The sequence below is a fragment of the Phyllobacterium pellucidum genome (genome assembly GCF_013327855.1).
GTDB classification, from domain to species: domain Bacteria; phylum Pseudomonadota; class Alphaproteobacteria; order Rhizobiales; family Rhizobiaceae; genus Phyllobacterium; species Phyllobacterium pellucidum.
Genome location: NZ_JABUMX010000003.1, coordinates 107,554 through 125,855 on the forward strand (window position 1 = coordinate 107,554; position 18,302 = coordinate 125,855).

The window sequence follows — 18,302 nt, forward strand, 5'->3', positions numbered from 1 at the left end:
GTCGCCGTCGTTCCGCCTCAAGCCTCCTGGGTCTCGCCGTGACGCCGGCGGTAGCGGATCGAGGAGAAGAAGGCGAACATAATGAGCGCTGCGCCGATCACGCCGGTTATCACCTCCGGAATGTGAACCAGCGTCTGGCAATACATGATCAGGGCCAGAACGAGGATCGCGTAGAAGGCGCCGTGCTCAAGGTAGCGATATTGGCCGAGCGTTTCCTTGTCGACCATCATGATCGTCAGCGCCCGAACATAGAAGGCGCCGATGCCAAGGCCGATCGCAATGACGAAGAGATTTGTCGAGAGGGCAAATGCCCCGATAACGCCATCGAACGAGAAGCTGGCATCGAGCATTTCGAGGTAAAGGAAGGCGCCGAGCCCACCCTTGTGCACCGTGTCCATCTGCTCCTGGGTCGCATCGAGAACCGCGCCAAGCCCTTCGACGAAGAGGAACGTCAAGAGGCCGTAAATGGCCGACGTCAGGAACGTCACCGATTCCTCACCCTCGAGCTGGCGCGAGAAGAATATGATGAGAAGCAGCGCAACCGCGACCTCAATACCCTGGATCGAGGCAAACCGGGAGGCATTTGCCTCGATAACCTTGATCCAATGGACGTCCTTCTCGTGATCGAAAAAGAACTTCAGGCCGACCATCAGCAGGAAAGTGCCGCCGAATGCCGCAATGGATACATGCGCGTCCTGCATGATGCGGGCATATTCTTCCGGATTGGAGATGGCGAGTTTTAGCGCCGAAATTGGATCGATCCAGGCCGCAATGGCGACGATTGCCAGCGGAAAGATAATCCGCATGCCAAACACGGCGATTATTATGCCCCAGGTCAGGAAGCGCCGCTGCCACGTTGGTGTCATGTCCCGCAGGATCTTGGCGTTGACGATAGCGTTGTCGAAAGACAGCGAGATTTCGAGGATGCCGAGGACAGCACAAATGAAAAGGACCGAAAGTGCGCCCTGTACGGTTCCTGAATAAATGAAACCGATCCAAGTACCGAGCGCGAGACCAACAAATGTAAAAATGAAGGGCCAGGTGAAATATTTATACGTTGCCATGCGCGTTTCCTGCTTGAAACTCCCTGATTGCTATCAAGATGGGAACTCAGAACGGCCATAACCACCGCATAGGCGGGTTTATGCGCCGTTCAATATGATTTCACACTCGATTGCAATCCTCCCACTGTCTTTAAACCCCACAAACCTGTCTCAATCCTGTCTCGTCCACGAGCAGGCGGCGGTCAATTGGTCTTTCGAACCATATAGATCGTAACGGGCAGCGCAGCGCGCCAGGCGTCGAAGCTTCCAAGGGGTTGTGCCTGCGAAACTGCAAGCTTGGTCAGGTCGCCGCCATGCTTCCTGCGCCAATCGACGAGCGTCATTTCGCCTTCGATGGTCACGGCATTTGCGACGAGGCGGCCGCCAGGTTTCAGGTGGGCCCAGCAGGTGGAAAGTACATCGGGGTCGGTGACGCCCCCGCCGATGAAGATCGCGTCGGGAGCCGGCAGTTCGGCGAGGGCTGCAGGCGCTTCGCCGCGAACAAGATGAAGGTCCGGCACGCCCAGCGCGCGGCTATTGTGCAAAATGAGCTGCTGCCGCTTGTCGTTGGCTTCGACTGCGAGCGCCCGGCACATCGGGTGGCTGCGCATCCACTCGATGCCGATCGAACCGCAGCCTGCTCCGACATCCCACAGCAATTCGCCGGGAAGCGGGGCGAGATGCGCCAGCGTGACGGCACGGACATCACGTTTGGTCAGTTGTCCGTCATGTTCGAACGCATCATCCGGCAAACCGGCCAGCAGTGGAAAGGTTCGGGTTTCCTGGCCGACCACGCCGCAATCGACGGCCACGACATTGAGATCCGCACATCGCGGATGATCCCAGGAACCGGCAACGCCATCAATCCGGCGCTCATCCGGTCCGCCGAGATGTTCGAGCACTGTCAGCCTGGCGGCAGCAAATCCGCGCTGGGCGAGCATTCGCGCCACATTGGCGGGTGTATCGCCGTCATTGCTGAGGACGATGAGTTTGGCGTTGGGAACAAAGGCTTTGAACAGCGTCTCGATTGGCCGGCCATGAACGCTCAGCAACTGGCTTTCCTGAATGGGCCAGCCCATTGCAGCGGCTGCGAGAGCGAACGAGGACGGGGCAGGAAGTATTCGCATCTCGCTGCGCTCGATATGGCGCGTCAGCGCCGCGCCCATGCCGAAATGCATAGGGTCGCCGCTGGCGAGCACCACGACGGGGTGACCGCGTAAAGCAAGCAGCATCGGATAGGCGTCGGAAAACGGTGTCGGCCAGGCAACGCGCTTTGCTTCGAGATTGTCGGGCAGGAGTTCCAGATGGCGCTTGCCGCCGAAAATGGTTCCGGCCTCGGTAAGTGCGCGCCGGGCGTTTTCGCCAAGCCCGCCATAACCGTCCTCGCCGATTCCAATTACCGTCAGCCACTGTGCCGTGATTTCTTCCTCGTTCATGGTCCATGCATGCCCGAAAGCAGACGTGAGGTCAACGAAACCGCCAACGCGCCTGCCGTTCCAGGGTCATCGCTGTTGGCACGCTGCCAGCCATCCTGTAAAACCGTCAGACCATGAGCCAGCGCGCGCCAATTGCCCCGAATTTTACTGTCGAAGACCGGCGTTCCGCCTGCCCCGGCCTATTTCGCATGGCCAAGGCGCTTGATGGCGCCATTTGCCGGGTAAAGCTCACCTTCGGCGAATTCAGCGCCGAACAGGCACGGCAGGTCGCTGAAGCGGCGGAAAAGTTCGGAAATGGGGTCATCGAGATCACCAACCGCGCAAACCTGCAGATACGCGGCGTTCGCGCGGAGACGGAAGCGCCGCTCATAGCGGCCTTGCTCGATGCCGGACTTGGGCCGCTCACGGATCGCGGTGACGATGTGCGCAACGTTATGGTCAGTCCGGTCGCCGGGGTCGATCATGCGCTTGTCGATGTTCGCCCGCTCGCCCTCCGCCTGCTCACGGCCTTGCAACTCAATGCCTGCTATCAAACGCTATCCCCGAAATTCTCGGTGCTCGTCGATGGCGGCGAGACTGTCGCCATGGTGGAACACCCGCACGATATCTGGGTTAGCCCGATCGATCCCGAAAACAAAGCGTCGCAATTTGCATTCGGCATTGCCGGTGTGCCGCCGACGGAGCGGGGCGATCGCCCGGCGCTCGGGAGGGTCAGCGGCGATGAGGTCTTTGCGGTCGTTACCAGCATCATCGACCTGTTTCTTGACTGGAGCCGGTGCAACCCCGCCGCCTCGCGCATGCGCCACTTTCTTGCGGAGATTGGGGAGGCAGACTTTCTGCAGCAATTGGAGCGGCGGCTCGGCCATTCGGTAGGACACAATCCTTCTGCCCCATGGTTGAGACGGCAGCCTCGGGCGCATGGACACCTCGGCGTCCTGATTGAGAGTGCAAGCACTTTCCTCATTGGCGCCATGCCGCCCCTTGGCCGTCTTGATCCAGATGTGCTCGTCGCCCTTGCTGCGCTGGCTCAAGAACAGGGCAATGGCCACCTGCGCCTGACGCCCTGGCAAAGTATCCTATTGCCGGGGGTTGCAAAGGCTGGGGCGCAGAGCGTCCTCGCTCGTCTCGAAGCGTTGGGCCTGCATTCAGACCCTGAAAGGCCGCTCGCAACGATGATCAGTTGTTCAGGATCAGCCGGTTGCGGTTCCGCCCTCGCCGCCACTCAGGCTGACGGGTTTAAGCTCGCCACCCTGCTGGGCCCGACATCCGCTTCCCCGCAGATACATGTGAGCGGTTGCATGAAATCCTGCGCATCGCCCGGGACACGTCCCATTACGCTGGTTGCGACGGCGCCCGGCCACTATGACATCTTTCTGCAAGCGACCAATGGACCGTCGCGTTTTGGCAAGCTATTGGCTGCCAATGTCACTATCGAGGAAGCGGCCGATTTGATCGGCAAGAATTTCGGGGCCAGTTAATGCTAGATTATATTCGCGACGGCCAGGCGATCTATGATCGCTCATTCGCCATCATCCGTTCCGAGGCTGATCTCAGCCGCATCCCCGCCGATCTCGAAAAATTGGCCGTGCGCGTCGCCCATGCCTGCGGCATGGTGGACGTCATCGATGACCTCGCCTTCTCCGAAGGTGCCGGGACCGCGGGCCGCAACGCGCTTTTGAACGGTGCGCCGATCCTTTGCGATGCGCGCATGGTGGCCGAGGGTGTCACCCGCGCAAGGCTTCCTGCCAATAACGATGTCACCTGCACACTGAACGATCCGTCCGTGCCGACTCTGGCGCGCGATATCGGCAATACCCGCTCGGCCGCGGCGCTTGAACTCTGGCGCCCGTATCTCCCTGGCGCCGTCGTGGCCTTTGGCAATGCGCCGACCGCGCTCTTTCACCTCCTCGAAATGATCGATGCCGGCGCTCCGAAGCCTGCGCTGATCCTCGGTTTTCCCGTCGGTTTCGTCGGCGCCATGGAATCGAAAGCTGCTCTCGCCGAAAACAGCCGCGGCATACCCTATGTCGTCGTGCATGGGCGGCGCGGCGGCAGCGCCATGGCGGCGGCAGCCATCAACGCGCTTGCCTCGGAGAAGGAATGATGCCGCAAAAGGGACGGCTCTTCGGGCTGGGCGTTGGTCCCGGCGATCCCGAACTCATCACCCTGAAGGCGCTGCGCCTGCTGCAAGGCGCGCCGGTCGTCGCCTATCATGCCGCCAAAGGCAAGAAGGGCAACGCGCTGACCATCGTCGAACAGTATCTCCGGGACAATCAGCTTCTGGTCCCGCTCGTCTATCCGGTCACAACCGAGATCCTGCCGGCGCATATGAATTACGAGGCGATCGTCAGCGACTTCTATGGTGAAATCACCGGCCTGTTGCGCCGCCATCTCGATGCCGGCAGCGACGTCGCCGTGATCGCCGAGGGCGATCCGTTCTTCTACGGCTCGTTCATGTATATCCACGACCGGCTGGCGGAAGACTACGAGACCGAAGTCGTTCCCGGCGTCTGCTCGATTCTCGGCGGCGCAGCGGTGCTCGGCGCGCCGCTGGTCTACCGTAACCAGACGCTTACCGTTTTGTCCGGCGTCCTGCCTGCGGCCGATTTGAAGATGCGCCTTGCCGCCACGGAGGCAGCGGCAATCATGAAGCTCGGTAAAAACCTGAGCAAAGTTCGGGGCGTCATCGAGGAACTTGGCCTCATGGACCGCGCGCTCTACGTCGAACGGGCGACCATGCAAGCGCAACGGATCATTCCGCTCGCCGAAGTCGATCCCGAGACGTCGCCTTATTTTTCGCTCATCCTCGTCCCGGGCGAAAAGTGGCAAGGCAGCGGCGAATGACCGGCCCGCTCAGCATTTTCGTGCTTTCCGTACGCGGCATCGAAACGGCGCGGCGCATCAAAGCGGGTATAGAAGGCGCAACGGTCCTGGGGCTCGAAGGCCGCGTTGAGGGTGCCGACGAGACATTCGCCAATTTCGGCGATACGATCCGCGAGCACTATTCGCGCGGCAACGCTATTCTTGCCCTTTGCGCCGCCGGCATCACCATACGCTCGCTGGCGCCACTTCTCGGCAACAAGACAGGCGAGCCCCCCGTTCTTGCCGGCGCCGATGACGGGTCTGCCGTCGTTCCCTTGCTCGGCGGCACCACCGGCGTCAACGTCCTCGCGAGGAAGATCGCCGATGTCGTTAGTGTTGCTCCGGCGATCACCACCTCCGGTGAATTGCATTTCGGCACGTGCCTGCTCAATCCTCCGCCGGGCTATGTGCTTAAAAATCCTGAGGATGCAAAGACCTTCATCGCGGATCTGCTCGCAGGCAAGACGGTGCGGATCGAGGGCGATGCTCCCTGGCTCGAGCAGGCGCGCCTGCCCATCGATGAGAACGGCGATCTGCTCATTCGCGTGACCTCCGACAATGCCGCTCCCGGAAAAGGCGAACTCGTATTTCGGTCAGTGCCGCAGAACAGTCCTGCCCCTCGGAAGCGCGGCCGTCTGTCCGTCATCGGTCTAGGTCCCGGTGATCCCGACTTCATGATTCCGGCCGTCAAACAGGCGCTGCAACGAGCCGAAGATGTGCTTGGCTATGAAACCTATGTGCGGATGGCGGAGCCTTTCCGGCCGGATCAGACGATCCACATGACCGACAATCGCGAGGAAATGCAGCGCGCCCGCCATGCCTTCGAATTGGCGGCGACCGGCCGCTCCGTTGTGATGATTTCCTCCGGCGATCCCGGCGTGTTCGCCATGGCCGCCGCAGTGGTCGAGGCATTGCACGAATCGCAAGATCCGGCCTGGCATGCCGTCGAGCTCGAAATTCTGCCCGGCGTTTCTGCGGCGATGGCGGCGGCAAGCCGCAGTGGCGCCCCGCTCGGCCACGATTTCTGCATTCTTTCGCTTTCCGACAATCTCAAGCCTTGGGAGATCATCGAGAGGCGGATCGCGCTTGCCGCCGAAGCTGACCTTGCCATGGCCCTCTACAATCCGATTTCCAAGCCGCGCCCGTGGCAGCTGCCGCGTGCGATCGAAATTCTGCGTCAGCATCGTGGTGCCGCGACGCCCGTGGTTCTCGGCCGCGACATAGGCAGGCCGGGCGAAACGCTGCGGACCATTACGCTTGGCGAATTGACGCCGGAGCAAGTTGATATGCGCACGGTGGTGATCGTTGGATCGTCCCATACGGTAAGTTTCCCCCGCGCCGATGGTGGCAGCTGGGTCTATACGCCGCGTTGGTATGGGACGAGGCCGCAATCGTGACTTGCCGCGGGCCCTTTCGGGATAAAACTCATCGTTGAGTGAGGAAAGTTCATTTGACGCTGCCCGCCGATGCCGGAAAAAGGACTGAGCACTTCGCATTTGTATCGCCGCCCTTCAATGGCGCTCACTATGATCCGCCAAGACCAGAATGCCTGCATCCGGAGCTACCATGCCTGACAAGAATTACGTTTTGACCCTGACCTGCGAAGACCGTCCCGGCATCGTCGCCTCGGTGACGACCGAACTTGCCGGCATGGATGCCAATATTGCCGAGAGCAACCAATTCTGGGACCGGCAGACCAATCGCTTCTTCATGCGCATCGCTTTTACCGCGGCGGAAGGGACGACCAAGGACGATGTCGAACGGGGGTTGAAGCCCGCCATCGACCGCTTCGACATGAAGACGAGCCTCGCCGATCAGGCGAAAAAGCCAAAGATCATCATCATGGTGTCGAAGTTCGACCATGCATTGCAGCATCTGATCTACCAGATTCGCGTTGGCTGGCTCGATGCCGAAGTTGCTGCCATCGTCTCCAACCATGAGGACAGCCGTCGTTTCGCCGAGCACGAGGGTATTCCCTATTACGTCCTGCCGGTATCGAAGGACAACAAGCGCGACCAGGAAGAAACCCTCCTGAAGATCGTCAAGGACAGCGGCGCCGATCTTGTCGTCCTTGCCCGCTACATGCAGGTTCTGTCCGACAACCTTTCGAAGCGGCTCTACGGCAAGGTAATCAACATTCACCACTCGTTCTTGCCGAGCTTCAAGGGCGCTAAGCCCTATCACCAGGCGCATGAGCGCGGCGTGAAGCTGATTGGCGCCACCGCCCACTATGTCACGCCGGATCTCGACGAAGGCCCGATCATCGAGCAGGAGACCGAGCGCGTTAGCCATGCGATGAGCGCCGAGGACTTTGTCGCCACCGGCCGCGATATCGAAAGCCGCGTGCTCGCCCGTGCGGTGAAGAAGCACCTCGAATCCCGCGTCATGCTCAACGGCCACAAGACCGTGGTATTTGGCTAGATAGATACGGTACCGGCTGCTACCGCAGCCGGCTTAGGAAAGTTAGTTAGCCGCGAAATATTTCTCGAGGTTCGAGACGACCCGGTCGGCCATTGCCTTCCGGGTTTCGACAGTCGCGCTGCCCATGTGCGGCTGCAGCACCACATTATCGAGCTTGAACAGTACCTCCGGAACATTTGGTTCGTCGACGAACACATCGATCCCGGCGCGGCCGAGTTCGCCTGACTGCAGCAGTTCCACGAGTGCCGCCTCATCGACGACGGTACCTCGCGCGATATTGACGAAGGTTCCCTCAGGACCGAGCGCCTGCAACACCTCACGTGAAATAATCCCCTGCGTCGCCGCGCCGCCGGGCAGGATGGCGATAAGGGCGGCGCAGTCGCGCGCCATTGCGACAAGATCGTCATAATGGGTGTAGGGCGCGTCCGGCTTCCTGTTGCGGGTATGATAGACGACATCGCAGCCAAAAGCCTCAAGCTTGCGGGCAATGACGCTGCCGATACGGCCGAGCCCCACGAGCCCGACCTTCTTTCCCTCGATGCCGAGGGCAAGCGGTGCATTCTCGCCCCTCGCCCAGCGACCGGAGCGCACGAAGCGATCATTGGCCACAAGATCGCGGGTTGCGGCGAGGAGGAGCACGATCGCCATGTTGGCGGTATCTTCGTTGAGCACGTCCGGCGTGTTCGCGACCTTGATGCCCTTCTTCTCCGCATAGGCAACATCGAGAGAATCGGTGCCGACGCCGAATGACGAAACAATCTCGACCGCCGTCAAAAGGTCGATCATGTCAGCCTTCAGCCCGGTAAACGTGCTCGTTACCGCGGCGCGAAACCGGCTTGCATTCTTTTCGAGGAAACCGAGCGCATCCTTTTCCTCGTAGAGCTTTTCCACCGCATAGCGCTTTTCGAGTTCTTCAAGGAGATAGGGCATCAACGGCCCGAGTACGAGAAGCGGTTGCATTGGCATTCGTCACATCCTGTTCGTTCAATTCAATGGGCTTTCCTGACCATAGCGAAACTGGTGACGCAAACACAAACCTTTACGCAATAATTTATATGTGAAATATGCACCCGTATATGATTAAAACCGTCAGGCGCGGTAATTTGGTTCTGGTGCTTGCGCCACCCTATCAATTAGTATGAAAAGCAAGGACCAAGGCCTCGGGACGAAAAAATGTCAAAATCAGTTGAAATCAATGATCTGAAGCGAATTGCCAAGCGGCGCGTACCGAAGATGTTCTTCGACTATGCGGATTCGGGCGCCTGGACGGAAAGCACCTATCGCGCCAACGAAGAGGATTTTCGCAAGATTCAGCTGCGCCAGCGCGTAGCCGTCGACATGACCGACCGCACGCTGGAAAGCACGATGATCGGCAAGAAGGTATCAATGCCCGTGGCTCTGGCGCCGACCGGGCTTACCGGTATGCAGCATGCCGATGGCGAGATCCTGGCGGCACAGGCGGCCGAAGAGTTCGGCGTCCCCTTCACGCTTTCGACCATGAGCATCTGCTCGATCGAGGACGTCGCCGAAGCGACGACGAAGCCGTTCTGGTTCCAGCTTTACGTGATGCGCGACCGTGATTTCATCTACAATCTTATCGACCGCGCCAAGGCTGCCAAATGCTCCGCTCTCGTTTTGACGCTCGACCTGCAGATTCTCGGCCAGCGCCATAAGGATATTCGCAACGGACTCTCCGCACCGCCAAAATTCACGCCGAAGCACATCTGGCAGATGATGACGCGCCCGCAATGGTGCCTCGGCATGTTGAAGACAAAACGGCACACCTTCCGCAACATCGTCGGTCACGCCAAGGGCGTCGGCGATCTCTCGTCCCTCTCGGTCTGGACGGCGGAACAGTTCGACCCGCGCCTCTCCTGGAGCGATGTCGCCTGGATCAAGGAACGCTGGGGCGGCAAGATCATCATCAAGGGCATTCTCGACGTCGAAGATGCAAAGATGGCCGTATCGACTGGCGCCGACGCGATTATCGTCTCCAATCATGGCGGGCGTCAGCTCGATGGCGCGCCCTCCTCGATTTCTGTGCTGGCCGAAATCGTCGACGCCGTGGGCGACAAGATCGAAGTGCTGTTCGACGGCGGCATCCGCTCCGGTCAGGATGTCCTGAAGGCCCTCGCCATTGGCGCAAAGGGCACTTTTATCGGACGCGCCTTCCTTTACGGCCTCGGCGCTGGCGGCAAGCAGGGCGTGAGCGAGGCGCTCGAAATCATCCGCAAGGAACTTGACATCACCATGGCGCTGTGCGGCGAGCGCGACGTGAAAAATCTTGACCGCAACAATCTCTACAAGAGCGGGCTCGAAACCAAACCGCGCATGGCCGAAGTCAAGACCAAGCGCGCGTCATAGGCATGAGCCCAAAAAGCCCTGGTCGCCTGGGGCTTTTTTCACAATTCAGATCGCCTTCCAGTTGGGATCGACCGCGTCTGCCGCTGATCGCCATTCGTCGGCATAATCGACGTTCTGCCAATTCTTGAACCAGGGGCCGCCATTGGTGAAATGCACGGCGTTGGGATAGCCGCTGGCCGGCTTCTCATTCCAGCCTTCGAGCCAGTTCCATTCGACCGGAACTTCGCCGATCTCATCATCCTTCGCCCACTGCATCCGGTGGAGATAGGCGCCCGTTTCGCGGTTGATCAATTCCGGCGTCAGCTGGCGCGTTGACGGATGCTCGCAGTTGAAGAGCATGAAGGACGACCAGTTCTTGCGCGGATAGCTGGTCTGCACCTTGCCATCCATCTTGGTGCCTTCCTTGGGGGTGTAGTCATGCTTGACGCAGATGACTGCCTTCGATTCGTCGCGGTAATCTAAAAGCTTGGCCACGTCGGAGAAGAACAGGAAATCGCAATCGCAAAACAGTGCCCAGCCCTTGTAGCCGGCAAGCCACGGGGTGAAGAAGCGCGAATAGGTGAATTCTGTTGAAGCCAGCGGGTCGATGTCGCGGGTATAGGCGCCTTTCTCGACAAGCTCTTCCAGCTTGATCGGGATCACATTGACCGGAATGCTCGCATGTTTGAGGATAGTGCTCTTTGCAACCTCGTAGGCAATGGGTTCGCGTGAATCCCAGCCAATATAGATATCAAGTTCCCTGTTCATATGACCTCGCTTCCAGCTTCATACGATGACGTTGAGGATGTTCTGTTCCACCCTGTCCATGACCCATTTGCGCTCGTCGCCCCAGGAGTGGCGGCGCCAGCCTTCCCAGCTGAACCCGCAAAGGACGATCTTCCATTCCGCCGGGTCATAATGTTGGAGGATATAGGTCAGGCCGAAATAGCCGGTACTCGGGAACACCTCCCGGCGCGCAGTTTCGGGAATACCGAGCGCAGCACAGCCATCCTTGTAAAACCGGGGGGGCAGGATCAAGACCGATTTGCCCGCAGCGCCGAAAGCGTCGATTGCCTGCAACGTCCAGTCACCGCGCCGGCCCTTGAGCCGCGAGAGGAGATGCGGCTGGCGGAAATATTCGGCGATGATCTGCGGGTGATAGGCAAAAATGACTTCGGTCGCGCCTTGGACGATCGGAGAGCCGAAATAGTTCGGATCGGTCAGGCGGCGCTGCATCGGCTTGCCGGAATTGCACACGAACAGAATGTTAGTCTTGACCCCCGACATGCCCTTCGATGATTTGGGCTCGTTGAAGCGGACAACACAATCTGCACGATCGACATCCTCGGAGAGGTTGTCCTTGATCGGACCGTTACCGACGATGAACATCGTCTTGCGTTCGCTGTGATGGGGAATGGAAGACATTAATGGTTTCGTGTTGCTCGTCCGAGGGTGAACGACCCGATTGATGAAGCTGATCGCCAGCCTCGCATGGACATCCGTTGTACGACTAATGTACGGGGAACTCTCGCAAGTCAACATGGTGTAGTTGAATGCACTAGTCCACATATCACACTGCGTGCAACATTTCTGAAGGAATTCAATGGCGAACGAACTTCCAAGCAGAAAGGCCGTCGCAATCATCGGTGGCGGACCGGCCGGACTGATGGCCGCAGAACTTCTGTCCGCATCGGGGGGCTATACTGTCACCGTCTACGACAGCATGCCGACCTTTGGCCGCAAATTTCTCCTTGCCGGAAAATCCGGGCTCAACATCACGCATTCCGAAGCCTACGCCCGATTTGCCGGGCGATTCGGCGCTGCCTCAGGTCACCTGCGCGCGGCGCTCGATACGTTTACGCCGGACGATGTCCGCCATTGGGCGGCCGGACTTGGCACTGAGACCTTCGTTGGCTCGTCGGGCCGCGTCTTTCCCAAGGTCATGAAAGCCTCGCCTTTGCTGCGCGCCTGGCTTGCCCGGTTGCAACAGCGTGGCGTGGTGCTCAAGTCGCGTCATCGCTGGACAGGCTTTGCCGAAGGCGGCTACGCATTCGAAACGCCTGAGGGCCCAACGATCATCCACAGCGATGCGACGCTGCTGGCGCTTGGCGGCGCGAGCTGGCCGAAACTTGGCTCTGACGGACGCTGGCAGCCGTTGCTTGCGGCTACGGGCGTGCCGCTGGCTGGCCTTCGTCCGGCAAATTGCGGCTTCGACCTCGCCTGGGATGAGGGATTTCGCGATCGATTCGCAGGCGTACCGGTGAAGTCGGTCACGGCAACATCGGATGCAGGCTCCTTGCCCGGCGAATTCGTGATCAGCACCCATGGCATCGAGGGAAGCCTGGTTTACGCCCATTCCGCCGCACTGCGCGACCGGCTTCAACGTGAGGGGCGGGCAGAACTGGCGCTCGATCTTGCGCCCGGACGCAGTGAGGAGCGGCTTGCCCGCGACCTTGCGCGCCAGGATAACAAGGCAAGTTTCAGCAATCGCCTGCGCAAGGGCGCCGGCATTGACGGCGTAAAGTCGGCACTCCTCAGGGCCTATGCAAGTCCGGCCGATCTTGCCCACCCGCTGCGTCTCGCCGCAAGCATAAAGAGCTTGAAACTGCCGCTGCTTCGGCCGCGTCCCATCGCCGAAGCCATCTCCTCGGTCGGCGGCATAAAATGGGAGGGCCTCGACGACAATTACATGCTCAAGTCGATCCCGGGCGTCTTTGCCGCCGGAGAGATGCTGGATTGGGAGGCTCCGACAGGCGGTTATCTCCTCACCGCCTGCTTTGCCACGGGGCGCGCCGCGGCGCACGGCATGGCGGCATTTCTGGACAATTGAAAAACGCCGCTTGGCGATGATTTTTCAGCATATTCCGTCGGTTTGATGTACTCTCCTGAAGGGGGGAAATATCGGTTGGGAGGCTGATATGGACGACCTTCGAGATGCCGCAGCCGGCGGGGAGACACGATGGACGGCGCCGCCGCTGCCGGCAACGTCAGCTGAATACATTACCGTTGTCGCCCACTATCACCGCGCGGAAATGGGCCGCATGGCAGGTTGGCGCGACCGGATAGACCGAACAACCAACTGGGCCATCACCGGCGTTGCGGCAATGCTTTCGCTCTCCCTCTCAACGCCGACATCCCACCATGGCGTCCTGATCTTCGCCATGATCCTGGTACAGCTCCTGCTCCTGATCGAGGCCCGTCGATACCGCTTTTTCGATGTTTATCGTGGCCGCGTTCGCAAGCTCGAAAAGCACTATTTCGCTCAGATCCTCGATCCGATGCCAGATCCGGACACGAAATGGGGCCATCTGATCGGCGAGGATTTGCGCAGACCGAAATTCATGATCTCTACCAGGGCAGCAATGTCGCGGCGGCTGCGCCGCAACTATATCTGGATGTTCCTCGTCCTCCTCCTCGCCTGGGTATTGAAAATATCTACGCCGAAACTGCAGGATGGCGGGGCGGTACATGATGTGGCCGGGTCGCTGGCCGAAATCGTCCGCAACGCCACCTTTGGACCGCTCCCCGGCTGGCTCGTGGTGGCCGGCGTGGTGATGTTCTATGTGTGGCTCGGCTATCTCGCGCTGCTGACCGACCCGGACGAAAAAGAGCACGGCGAAGTCCACGTCTGAGGGACGGGAGTCTATAAACGTTGGTGCCAGAGAAGTGGTACGCCCAAGGGGAATCGAACCCCTGTTTGCGCCGTGAGAGGGCGCCGTCCTGACCGCTAGACGATGGGCGCTTAGCGAGTTGCTTCTGGCGGTATAATCAAGCCGGCGCCAAAGTGCAATAATGATTTGTTACTGTCTTAATCCGACTGGCTGCCCTACTTCCCGGGAGCTTCGCCAATGCGCGCCACGACGCGCTTCGTTGCAACATCATACACCAGAATCTGCCGCGTCCCGTCGGCGAGCCGCGTTTCCAGCGAAAGCGAATTGTTCGACAGATTGTGGGAAAGAATGCGCGTGCCGGGATCGAGAGTGATCGATTCGCCGGCCAATGCCTCGCCCATAGGCTCCCCCGGGACCCTCTGGTGCACCGCCGCTGCGACCTCGGGAACCGGCTGGTTAATCTTGTAGACAATCGCCGCCAGCACGGCCATAAGACCCACAACCATGATGCCGATGGATACGGCGAGCAGCCGTATCATCTTGCGGCGCACCCGCTCCATCGCCGGATCGAGCGGCTGTTCTTCCGCATCGAGTTCTTGGTTGATTTGAGCCATTAAGGCATCTCCGAGGTTTCGAAACCAAGCCTCTGTAACGAAGGGACGCGGTCTTTGAAAGAGTTAATTACCGATAGCGAAGCGGCTGGCAAGCGGCTGGATGCCTGGCTTTCAGCACAATTGGCGCCCGATCTGTCGCGCAATCGCATCCAGTCGCTCATCGGCGAAGGCCAGGTCAGCATTGATGGCAAGATTATCCGCGAAGCCAAGCACAAGCTGCGCGAAGGCGCGAGCATCGCGATTGCCGTCCCCGAACCCGAGGATGCAACGCCGCAGGGGGAGGAAATCGCCCTCGATATTCTTTACGAGGATAGCGATCTTATCGTCATCAACAAGCCAGCTGGCCTCGTCGTCCATCCCGGCAACGGCAATTGGAGCGGCACGCTCGTCAATGCGCTGATCCACCACTGCGGCGATACATTATCGGGCATTGGCGGGGTAAAGCGTCCCGGCATCGTCCATCGTCTCGACAAGGAAACCAGCGGCGTCATGGTCGTTGCGAAGAACGATCTCGCGCATCGCCATCTCAGCGCCCAGTTTGCCGACCATGGGCGGACGGGCGATCTGGAACGCGCTTATCTCGCGATCGTTTGGGGTACACCCGATCGCAAGACCGGGACCGTCGACGCACCCCTCGGCCGATCTCACCGCGACCGCACCAAGCAGGCCGTGGTACATGAGGAGCGCGACGACGCGCGCCACGCCGTCACCCATTTCGAGGTCATGGAGAAATTCGGCGCGAAGGACGATGCTACCGCCCTTGCTGCCTTGATCGAATGCCGGCTCGAGACCGGGCGCACGCATCAGATCCGCGTACACATGGCGCATATCGGCCATCCCCTCGTTGGGGATCTCGACTATGGCAGCGCCTATAAGACCAAGGCGAACAAATTGGCCGAACCGCTTCAGGGCATCGTCAAGAGCTTTACGCGCCAGGCCCTCCACGCGCAGCTTCTCGCCTTTGAACATCCTTCGACAGGCGAGATCATGCACTTCGAAGCGCCCGTGCCAGCGGATATGGCCGAGTTACTTGACGCCTTCCGCACAACTGCGCTTTAATAAGCGGCGGAACATTCTTTGCCATGCCACGTTCTAGCGAACGCCCCCAAACATGACTCTATTGTTCACGTTTATGTGACAGCTTGTTTCGTCGCTTAATAGATCGTGATTTTGACAAAATAGTACCTATATGTTGATGGCACGAATCCGCCAGCGCCAATTTGTGGGTGGCCGGATGTTGCGGACCTGCCGATAATGGGGGTCCATTTCAAATGAGGAGGGTGCCCTGTGGCCCAAAATCTTCCTAGTGTTCTCGGCGGGGATGGTGGACTGACCCGCTACCTTGAAGAAATCCGACGCTTTCCGATGCTCGAACCGCAAGAAGAGTACATGCTCGCCAAGCGGTATCTTGAGCATTCCGATCCGAAGGCGGCACACAAGCTCGTTACCAGCCATCTGCGTCTCGTCGCCAAGATTGCGATGGGTTATCGCGGCTATGGCCTGCCGATCGGTGAAGTCATTTCCGAAGGCAATGTCGGCCTGATGCAGGCCGTGAAGCGTTTCGAACCGGAGCGCGGTTTCCGCCTTGCAACCTATGCGATGTGGTGGATCAAGGCCTCGATCCAGGAATATGTCCTGCGCTCGTGGAGCCTGGTAAAGATGGGCACGACCGCCAACCAGAAGCGCCTGTTCTTCAACCTGCGCAAGGTGAAGAGCAAGATTCAGGCGCTCGATGATGGCGATTTGAACCCGGAACAGGTCAAGGAGATCGCAACGCGGCTCAGCGTGTCGGAAGACGAGGTCATTTCGATGAACCGACGCCTTTCCGGCGATGCTTCGCTCAATGCGCCGATCCGCTCGGCCGACGGCGAGGCAGGCGGCGACTGGCAGGACTGGCTGGTGGACGACCACGACAGTGCCGAGGACATGCTGATCGAGCAGGACGAGCTCGAAAGCCGGCGCGAAATGCTGTCCGGTGCGATGTCGTCGCTCAATGACCGCGAGCGCCGCATCTTCCAGGCGCGGCGCCTTGCAGATGATCCCGTTACGCTCGAGGACCTCTCGACCGAATTCGGCATCAGCCGCGAGCGTGTACGCCAGATCGAGGTCCGTGCTTTCGAAAAGGTACAGGATGCGGTCAAGGCAGCCGCCATCAAGCAGCAGAAGGCGCTCGTCTCGATGAGTGACAGCCGCTAGTCTCCCCGAGCTGAATGCAAAAAAGGCCGCTTCAAGCGGCCTTTTTCATATCATCACGCGTCGTAATCCTAACCGCCGGCCTTGTCTGCCCAGGATTTCAGGACGTCGTTGAAAACCTTCTCGCCGGGCAGACCCTTTTCGAGCGTGATCAGCGCCCGGCGTCCGGTCTTGTAGGCAATCGGAATATCGATCCACGATTGGCGGCCCATCAGTGCCATGTTGGTATCGACCGCCGTCTTGGCGTCGTTCATCGCAATGATGAAGAAATTGTCAGCGATCTTCGCCGGTATGGCGACGAGCGGGCTGCCCGGCGCCTGTTCCGTATCCTTGAAGGTCATTCGCGAGACATTTTCGATCGACCCGCCGGGGAAGCCCTCAGGAACCGTAAAGATCATCTCGACCAGATGGCTCGCGGGCAAGGTCTTGTCGCCATTGCGCCGAATGATCATGCGCAGGTTTATGCCTCGGCCAGGAATGGTGACCTCAGCCTTGATCGCAGGTTCCGGCGGCAGGTCGTTGCCGGGGGATTCCTGCACCACCGACCAGACGACCGCGCCAGCGTCGGCGGTTCCGGCTTCCTGACCGGAGCGTTCCTCATAGAAGAAGGCTTTCTGTCCGATCGGCAGGGCGGCCGGTTGCTGTGTCTGGCCCGCGGCCTGCTGTTCGGCCGGGGGTGCAGCCGGCTTTGCCGATTGGTCCGGTGTCGATGCTGCAACGGACGTTCCCTCACCGAGCGAAGGCTTGTCGTTGGCCGGGCCGGGATTGACCTCCTGCCCATCCGGCATCAGGCGCTGCGTCAGCTTCGGCTCGGGTTTGGGCTCGGTGCTATCCGGCGTTGCCGCTGGCGCAGTGGCTTGCGGCGTCGGTGCAGGCGCGGCTGGCTCAGCGGGTGTCGTGGCCGGCGCATTGTTGGCGGTTTCCGCAGGCGGCGCCTGCGGTTCGGTCTTGGAACTGGTCAGGCTGGCAAGCCAGGTCTTGGCCGCTGAAGCTTGTTCGGAAAGCTTGTCCTTGTAAACCCATCCTGCATAGCCGCCACCGGCAATGACCAGCAGAAGGCCAAGAATGGCAAGGAGCGGCACCAGCGACTTCTTCGGCGCCGAGCGCTTCAGGGGGCCGCGCGTGTACACGCCATAATCGCCCGCCCCGCGATCTTCCGCGGCGACCGTCAGATCGTTTTTGTCTTCTTCTTCCGGGCCTCGGCCAGATTTATTGCCTGCGGCAAACCCGGTCGCGGATTCTGCCAATACATCTTCGTCAGGAAGCCTTTCGTCCTCAGGCTCGCTCCGCTTGTTGATGCCGGCACCGTGACTTGTCAGAAAATCTTCAAGCGCATCAGGCTGCGAACCTATCTTTGTGAAGCCCGGCGTCACGCTTGGCGCGGGCTTCGGAGGCTCCGGCGGCGCAGGCAGGGGCTCCGGCGCTTTGATTTCAGGCTCCGGTTCCGGATCCATAATGGGCGTAAACTTGAAATGCGGCGGCGTCGATGATGGTGGCGGGGCGACCGGCTTTGCTTCCACCGGCGGTGGCGGCGCATCCTCGATGGCCGGCGTGAATTCAGACTCTACCTCGGCGATAGCGTCTTCAAGCGCACTTATCTGGCGCGCCGCCGCGGCTTCCGGCGCATTCAGCGCCGCAAGCTTCTGCTCAATCGTTGCACGAGCTTTTGCATATACACGTTGACGAAGTTCGGGCGTTGGGTCCGCGATCCCGTCAATTGTCTTCCTCAATACTGCAACGAAGTCTGCCATTCACCCAAACCTATGGTTTTGCTGTGAG

17 protein-coding genes and 1 tRNA gene are annotated in these 18,302 nt (G+C 59.9%); 10 read left to right on the forward strand and 8 right to left on the reverse strand.

Going from position 1 to position 18,302, the window contains the following annotated elements; genetic code table 11:
- Positions 1 to 17 precede the first annotated feature (17 nt).
- Positions 18 to 1,064 (reverse strand): DUF475 domain-containing protein, encoded by a 1,047-nt coding sequence (locus tag HQ945_RS13800; protein ID WP_027231293.1) that lies wholly within the window; start codon positions 1,062 to 1,064, stop codon positions 18 to 20.
- Between the two features lie 182 nt (positions 1,065 to 1,246).
- Positions 1,247 to 2,479, reverse strand: a complete 1,233-nt coding sequence (gene cbiE / locus HQ945_RS13805; RefSeq protein ID WP_174208189.1) for a precorrin-6y C5,15-methyltransferase (decarboxylating) subunit CbiE — start codon at positions 2,477 to 2,479, stop codon at positions 1,247 to 1,249.
- 113 nt (positions 2,480 to 2,592) lie between these two features.
- Here cbiE and cobG point away from each other — a divergent pair, with 113 nt between their 5' ends.
- From cobG to purU, 5 genes are all read left to right on the forward strand, one after another.
- The gene (cobG, locus tag HQ945_RS13810; RefSeq protein WP_174208190.1) at positions 2,593 to 3,957 is read left to right on the forward strand and encodes a precorrin-3B synthase; all 1,365 of its coding nucleotides are present in this window, start codon (positions 2,593 to 2,595) and stop codon (positions 3,955 to 3,957) included.
- Entirely contained in the window at positions 3,957 to 4,583 is a 627-nt protein-coding gene (locus tag HQ945_RS13815) for a precorrin-8X methylmutase (RefSeq protein ID WP_174208191.1), read from the forward strand. Before cobG ends, HQ945_RS13815 begins: the two co-directional genes overlap by 1 nt.
- Complete coding sequence (locus tag HQ945_RS13820) at positions 4,583 to 5,323, forward strand: precorrin-2 C(20)-methyltransferase (protein ID WP_027231289.1); 741 nt, start codon at positions 4,583 to 4,585, stop codon at positions 5,321 to 5,323. The genes HQ945_RS13815 and HQ945_RS13820 overlap by 1 nt, the downstream gene beginning before the upstream one ends.
- Positions 5,320 to 6,738, forward strand: a complete 1,419-nt coding sequence (gene cobJ, locus HQ945_RS13825) for a precorrin-3B C(17)-methyltransferase (protein ID WP_174208192.1) — start codon at positions 5,320 to 5,322, stop codon at positions 6,736 to 6,738. The genes HQ945_RS13820 and cobJ overlap by 4 nt, the downstream gene beginning before the upstream one ends.
- 169 nt (positions 6,739 to 6,907) lie before the next feature.
- Positions 6,908 to 7,762 (forward strand): formyltetrahydrofolate deformylase, encoded by an 855-nt coding sequence (gene purU, locus HQ945_RS13830; protein WP_027231287.1) that lies wholly within the window; start codon positions 6,908 to 6,910, stop codon positions 7,760 to 7,762.
- Between the two features lie 42 nt (positions 7,763 to 7,804).
- Here the strand turns inward: purU and HQ945_RS13835 are convergent, their stop codons facing one another.
- Positions 7,805 to 8,728, reverse strand: a complete 924-nt coding sequence (locus HQ945_RS13835) for a 2-hydroxyacid dehydrogenase (protein ID WP_174208193.1) — start codon at positions 8,726 to 8,728, stop codon at positions 7,805 to 7,807.
- A 207-nt stretch (positions 8,729 to 8,935) separates the two neighbouring features.
- Here HQ945_RS13835 and HQ945_RS13840 point away from each other — a divergent pair, with 207 nt between their 5' ends.
- On the forward strand, positions 8,936 to 10,126 hold the full coding sequence (locus HQ945_RS13840; RefSeq protein WP_174208194.1) for an alpha-hydroxy acid oxidase: 1,191 nt from the start codon (positions 8,936 to 8,938) through the stop codon (positions 10,124 to 10,126).
- 45 nt (positions 10,127 to 10,171) lie between these two features.
- Here the strand turns inward: HQ945_RS13840 and HQ945_RS13845 are convergent, their stop codons facing one another.
- Both HQ945_RS13845 and HQ945_RS13850 read right to left on the reverse strand, forming a co-directional pair.
- Complete coding sequence (locus HQ945_RS13845) at positions 10,172 to 10,873, reverse strand: hypothetical protein (protein ID WP_027231284.1); 702 nt, start codon at positions 10,871 to 10,873, stop codon at positions 10,172 to 10,174.
- An 18-nt stretch (positions 10,874 to 10,891) separates the two neighbouring features.
- The gene (locus tag HQ945_RS13850) at positions 10,892 to 11,530 is read right to left on the reverse strand and encodes a glycosyltransferase family 29 protein (protein ID WP_174208195.1); all 639 of its coding nucleotides are present in this window, start codon (positions 11,528 to 11,530) and stop codon (positions 10,892 to 10,894) included.
- Between the two features lie 178 nt (positions 11,531 to 11,708).
- On the opposite strand from HQ945_RS13850, the gene HQ945_RS13855 reads away from it, so the two are divergent.
- Positions 11,709 to 12,935, forward strand: coding sequence for a TIGR03862 family flavoprotein (locus tag HQ945_RS13855; protein WP_174208196.1), 1,227 nt, complete (start codon positions 11,709 to 11,711; stop codon positions 12,933 to 12,935).
- 88 nt (positions 12,936 to 13,023) lie between these two features.
- Positions 13,024 to 13,737: a DUF2270 domain-containing protein gene (locus tag HQ945_RS13860; protein ID WP_027231281.1), complete on the forward strand. Its 714-nt coding sequence runs from the start codon at positions 13,024 to 13,026 to the stop codon at positions 13,735 to 13,737.
- Positions 13,738 to 13,772: 35 nt separating this feature from the next.
- On the opposite strand, the gene HQ945_RS13865 is transcribed toward HQ945_RS13860, so the two are convergent.
- Both HQ945_RS13865 and HQ945_RS13870 read right to left on the reverse strand, forming a co-directional pair.
- Positions 13,773 to 13,847, reverse strand: a tRNA-Glu gene (locus HQ945_RS13865).
- An 84-nt stretch (positions 13,848 to 13,931) separates the two neighbouring features.
- A complete protein-coding gene (locus HQ945_RS13870; protein WP_113281545.1) occupies positions 13,932 to 14,330 on the reverse strand; it encodes a fimbrial protein in 399 nt (132 codons plus the stop codon).
- Positions 14,331 to 14,384: 54 nt separating this feature from the next.
- Here HQ945_RS13870 and HQ945_RS13875 point away from each other — a divergent pair, with 54 nt between their 5' ends.
- Positions 14,385 to 15,389, forward strand: a complete 1,005-nt coding sequence (locus tag HQ945_RS13875; RefSeq protein ID WP_174208197.1) for an RluA family pseudouridine synthase — start codon at positions 14,385 to 14,387, stop codon at positions 15,387 to 15,389.
- A 228-nt stretch (positions 15,390 to 15,617) separates the two neighbouring features.
- Positions 15,618 to 16,526 carry an RNA polymerase sigma factor RpoH gene (gene rpoH, locus HQ945_RS13880; protein ID WP_027231278.1) on the forward strand — a complete coding sequence of 303 codons (909 nt, stop codon included), beginning with the start codon at positions 15,618 to 15,620 and terminating at the stop codon, positions 16,524 to 16,526.
- 68 nt (positions 16,527 to 16,594) lie between these two features.
- Here rpoH and HQ945_RS23145 read toward each other — a convergent pair whose 3' ends face one another.
- The gene (locus HQ945_RS23145) at positions 16,595 to 18,274 is read right to left on the reverse strand and encodes a hypothetical protein (protein WP_174208198.1); all 1,680 of its coding nucleotides are present in this window, start codon (positions 18,272 to 18,274) and stop codon (positions 16,595 to 16,597) included.
- Between the last annotated feature and the right edge of the window lie 28 nt (positions 18,275 to 18,302).

Coding starts and splice junctions, on each gene's coding strand:
- HQ945_RS13820 (WP_027231289.1), top strand. CDS start 4,583: ATGCCGCAAAAGGGACGGCTCTTCGGGCTGGGCGTTGGTCCCGGCGAT.
- purU (WP_027231287.1), top strand. CDS start 6,908: ATGCCTGACAAGAATTACGTTTTGACCCTGACCTGCGAAGACCGTCCC.
- HQ945_RS13870 (WP_113281545.1), bottom strand. CDS start 14,330: ATGGCTCAAATCAACCAAGAACTCGATGCGGAAGAACAGCCGCTCGAT.
- HQ945_RS13860 (WP_027231281.1), top strand. CDS start 13,024: ATGGACGACCTTCGAGATGCCGCAGCCGGCGGGGAGACACGATGGACG.
- cbiE (WP_174208189.1), bottom strand. CDS start 2,479: ATGAACGAGGAAGAAATCACGGCACAGTGGCTGACGGTAATTGGAATC.
- HQ945_RS13850 (WP_174208195.1), bottom strand. CDS start 11,530: ATGTCTTCCATTCCCCATCACAGCGAACGCAAGACGATGTTCATCGTC.
- HQ945_RS13815 (WP_174208191.1), top strand. CDS start 3,957: ATGCTAGATTATATTCGCGACGGCCAGGCGATCTATGATCGCTCATTC.
- cobG (WP_174208190.1), top strand. CDS start 2,593: ATGAGCCAGCGCGCGCCAATTGCCCCGAATTTTACTGTCGAAGACCGG.
- HQ945_RS13845 (WP_027231284.1), bottom strand. CDS start 10,873: ATGAACAGGGAACTTGATATCTATATTGGCTGGGATTCACGCGAACCC.
- HQ945_RS13800 (WP_027231293.1), bottom strand. CDS start 1,064: ATGGCAACGTATAAATATTTCACCTGGCCCTTCATTTTTACATTTGTT.
- cobJ (WP_174208192.1), top strand. CDS start 5,320: ATGACCGGCCCGCTCAGCATTTTCGTGCTTTCCGTACGCGGCATCGAA.
- HQ945_RS13835 (WP_174208193.1), bottom strand. CDS start 8,728: ATGCCAATGCAACCGCTTCTCGTACTCGGGCCGTTGATGCCCTATCTC.
- HQ945_RS13840 (WP_174208194.1), top strand. CDS start 8,936: ATGTCAAAATCAGTTGAAATCAATGATCTGAAGCGAATTGCCAAGCGG.
- HQ945_RS23145 (WP_174208198.1), bottom strand. CDS start 18,274: ATGGCAGACTTCGTTGCAGTATTGAGGAAGACAATTGACGGGATCGCG.
- HQ945_RS13855 (WP_174208196.1), top strand. CDS start 11,709: ATGGCGAACGAACTTCCAAGCAGAAAGGCCGTCGCAATCATCGGTGGC.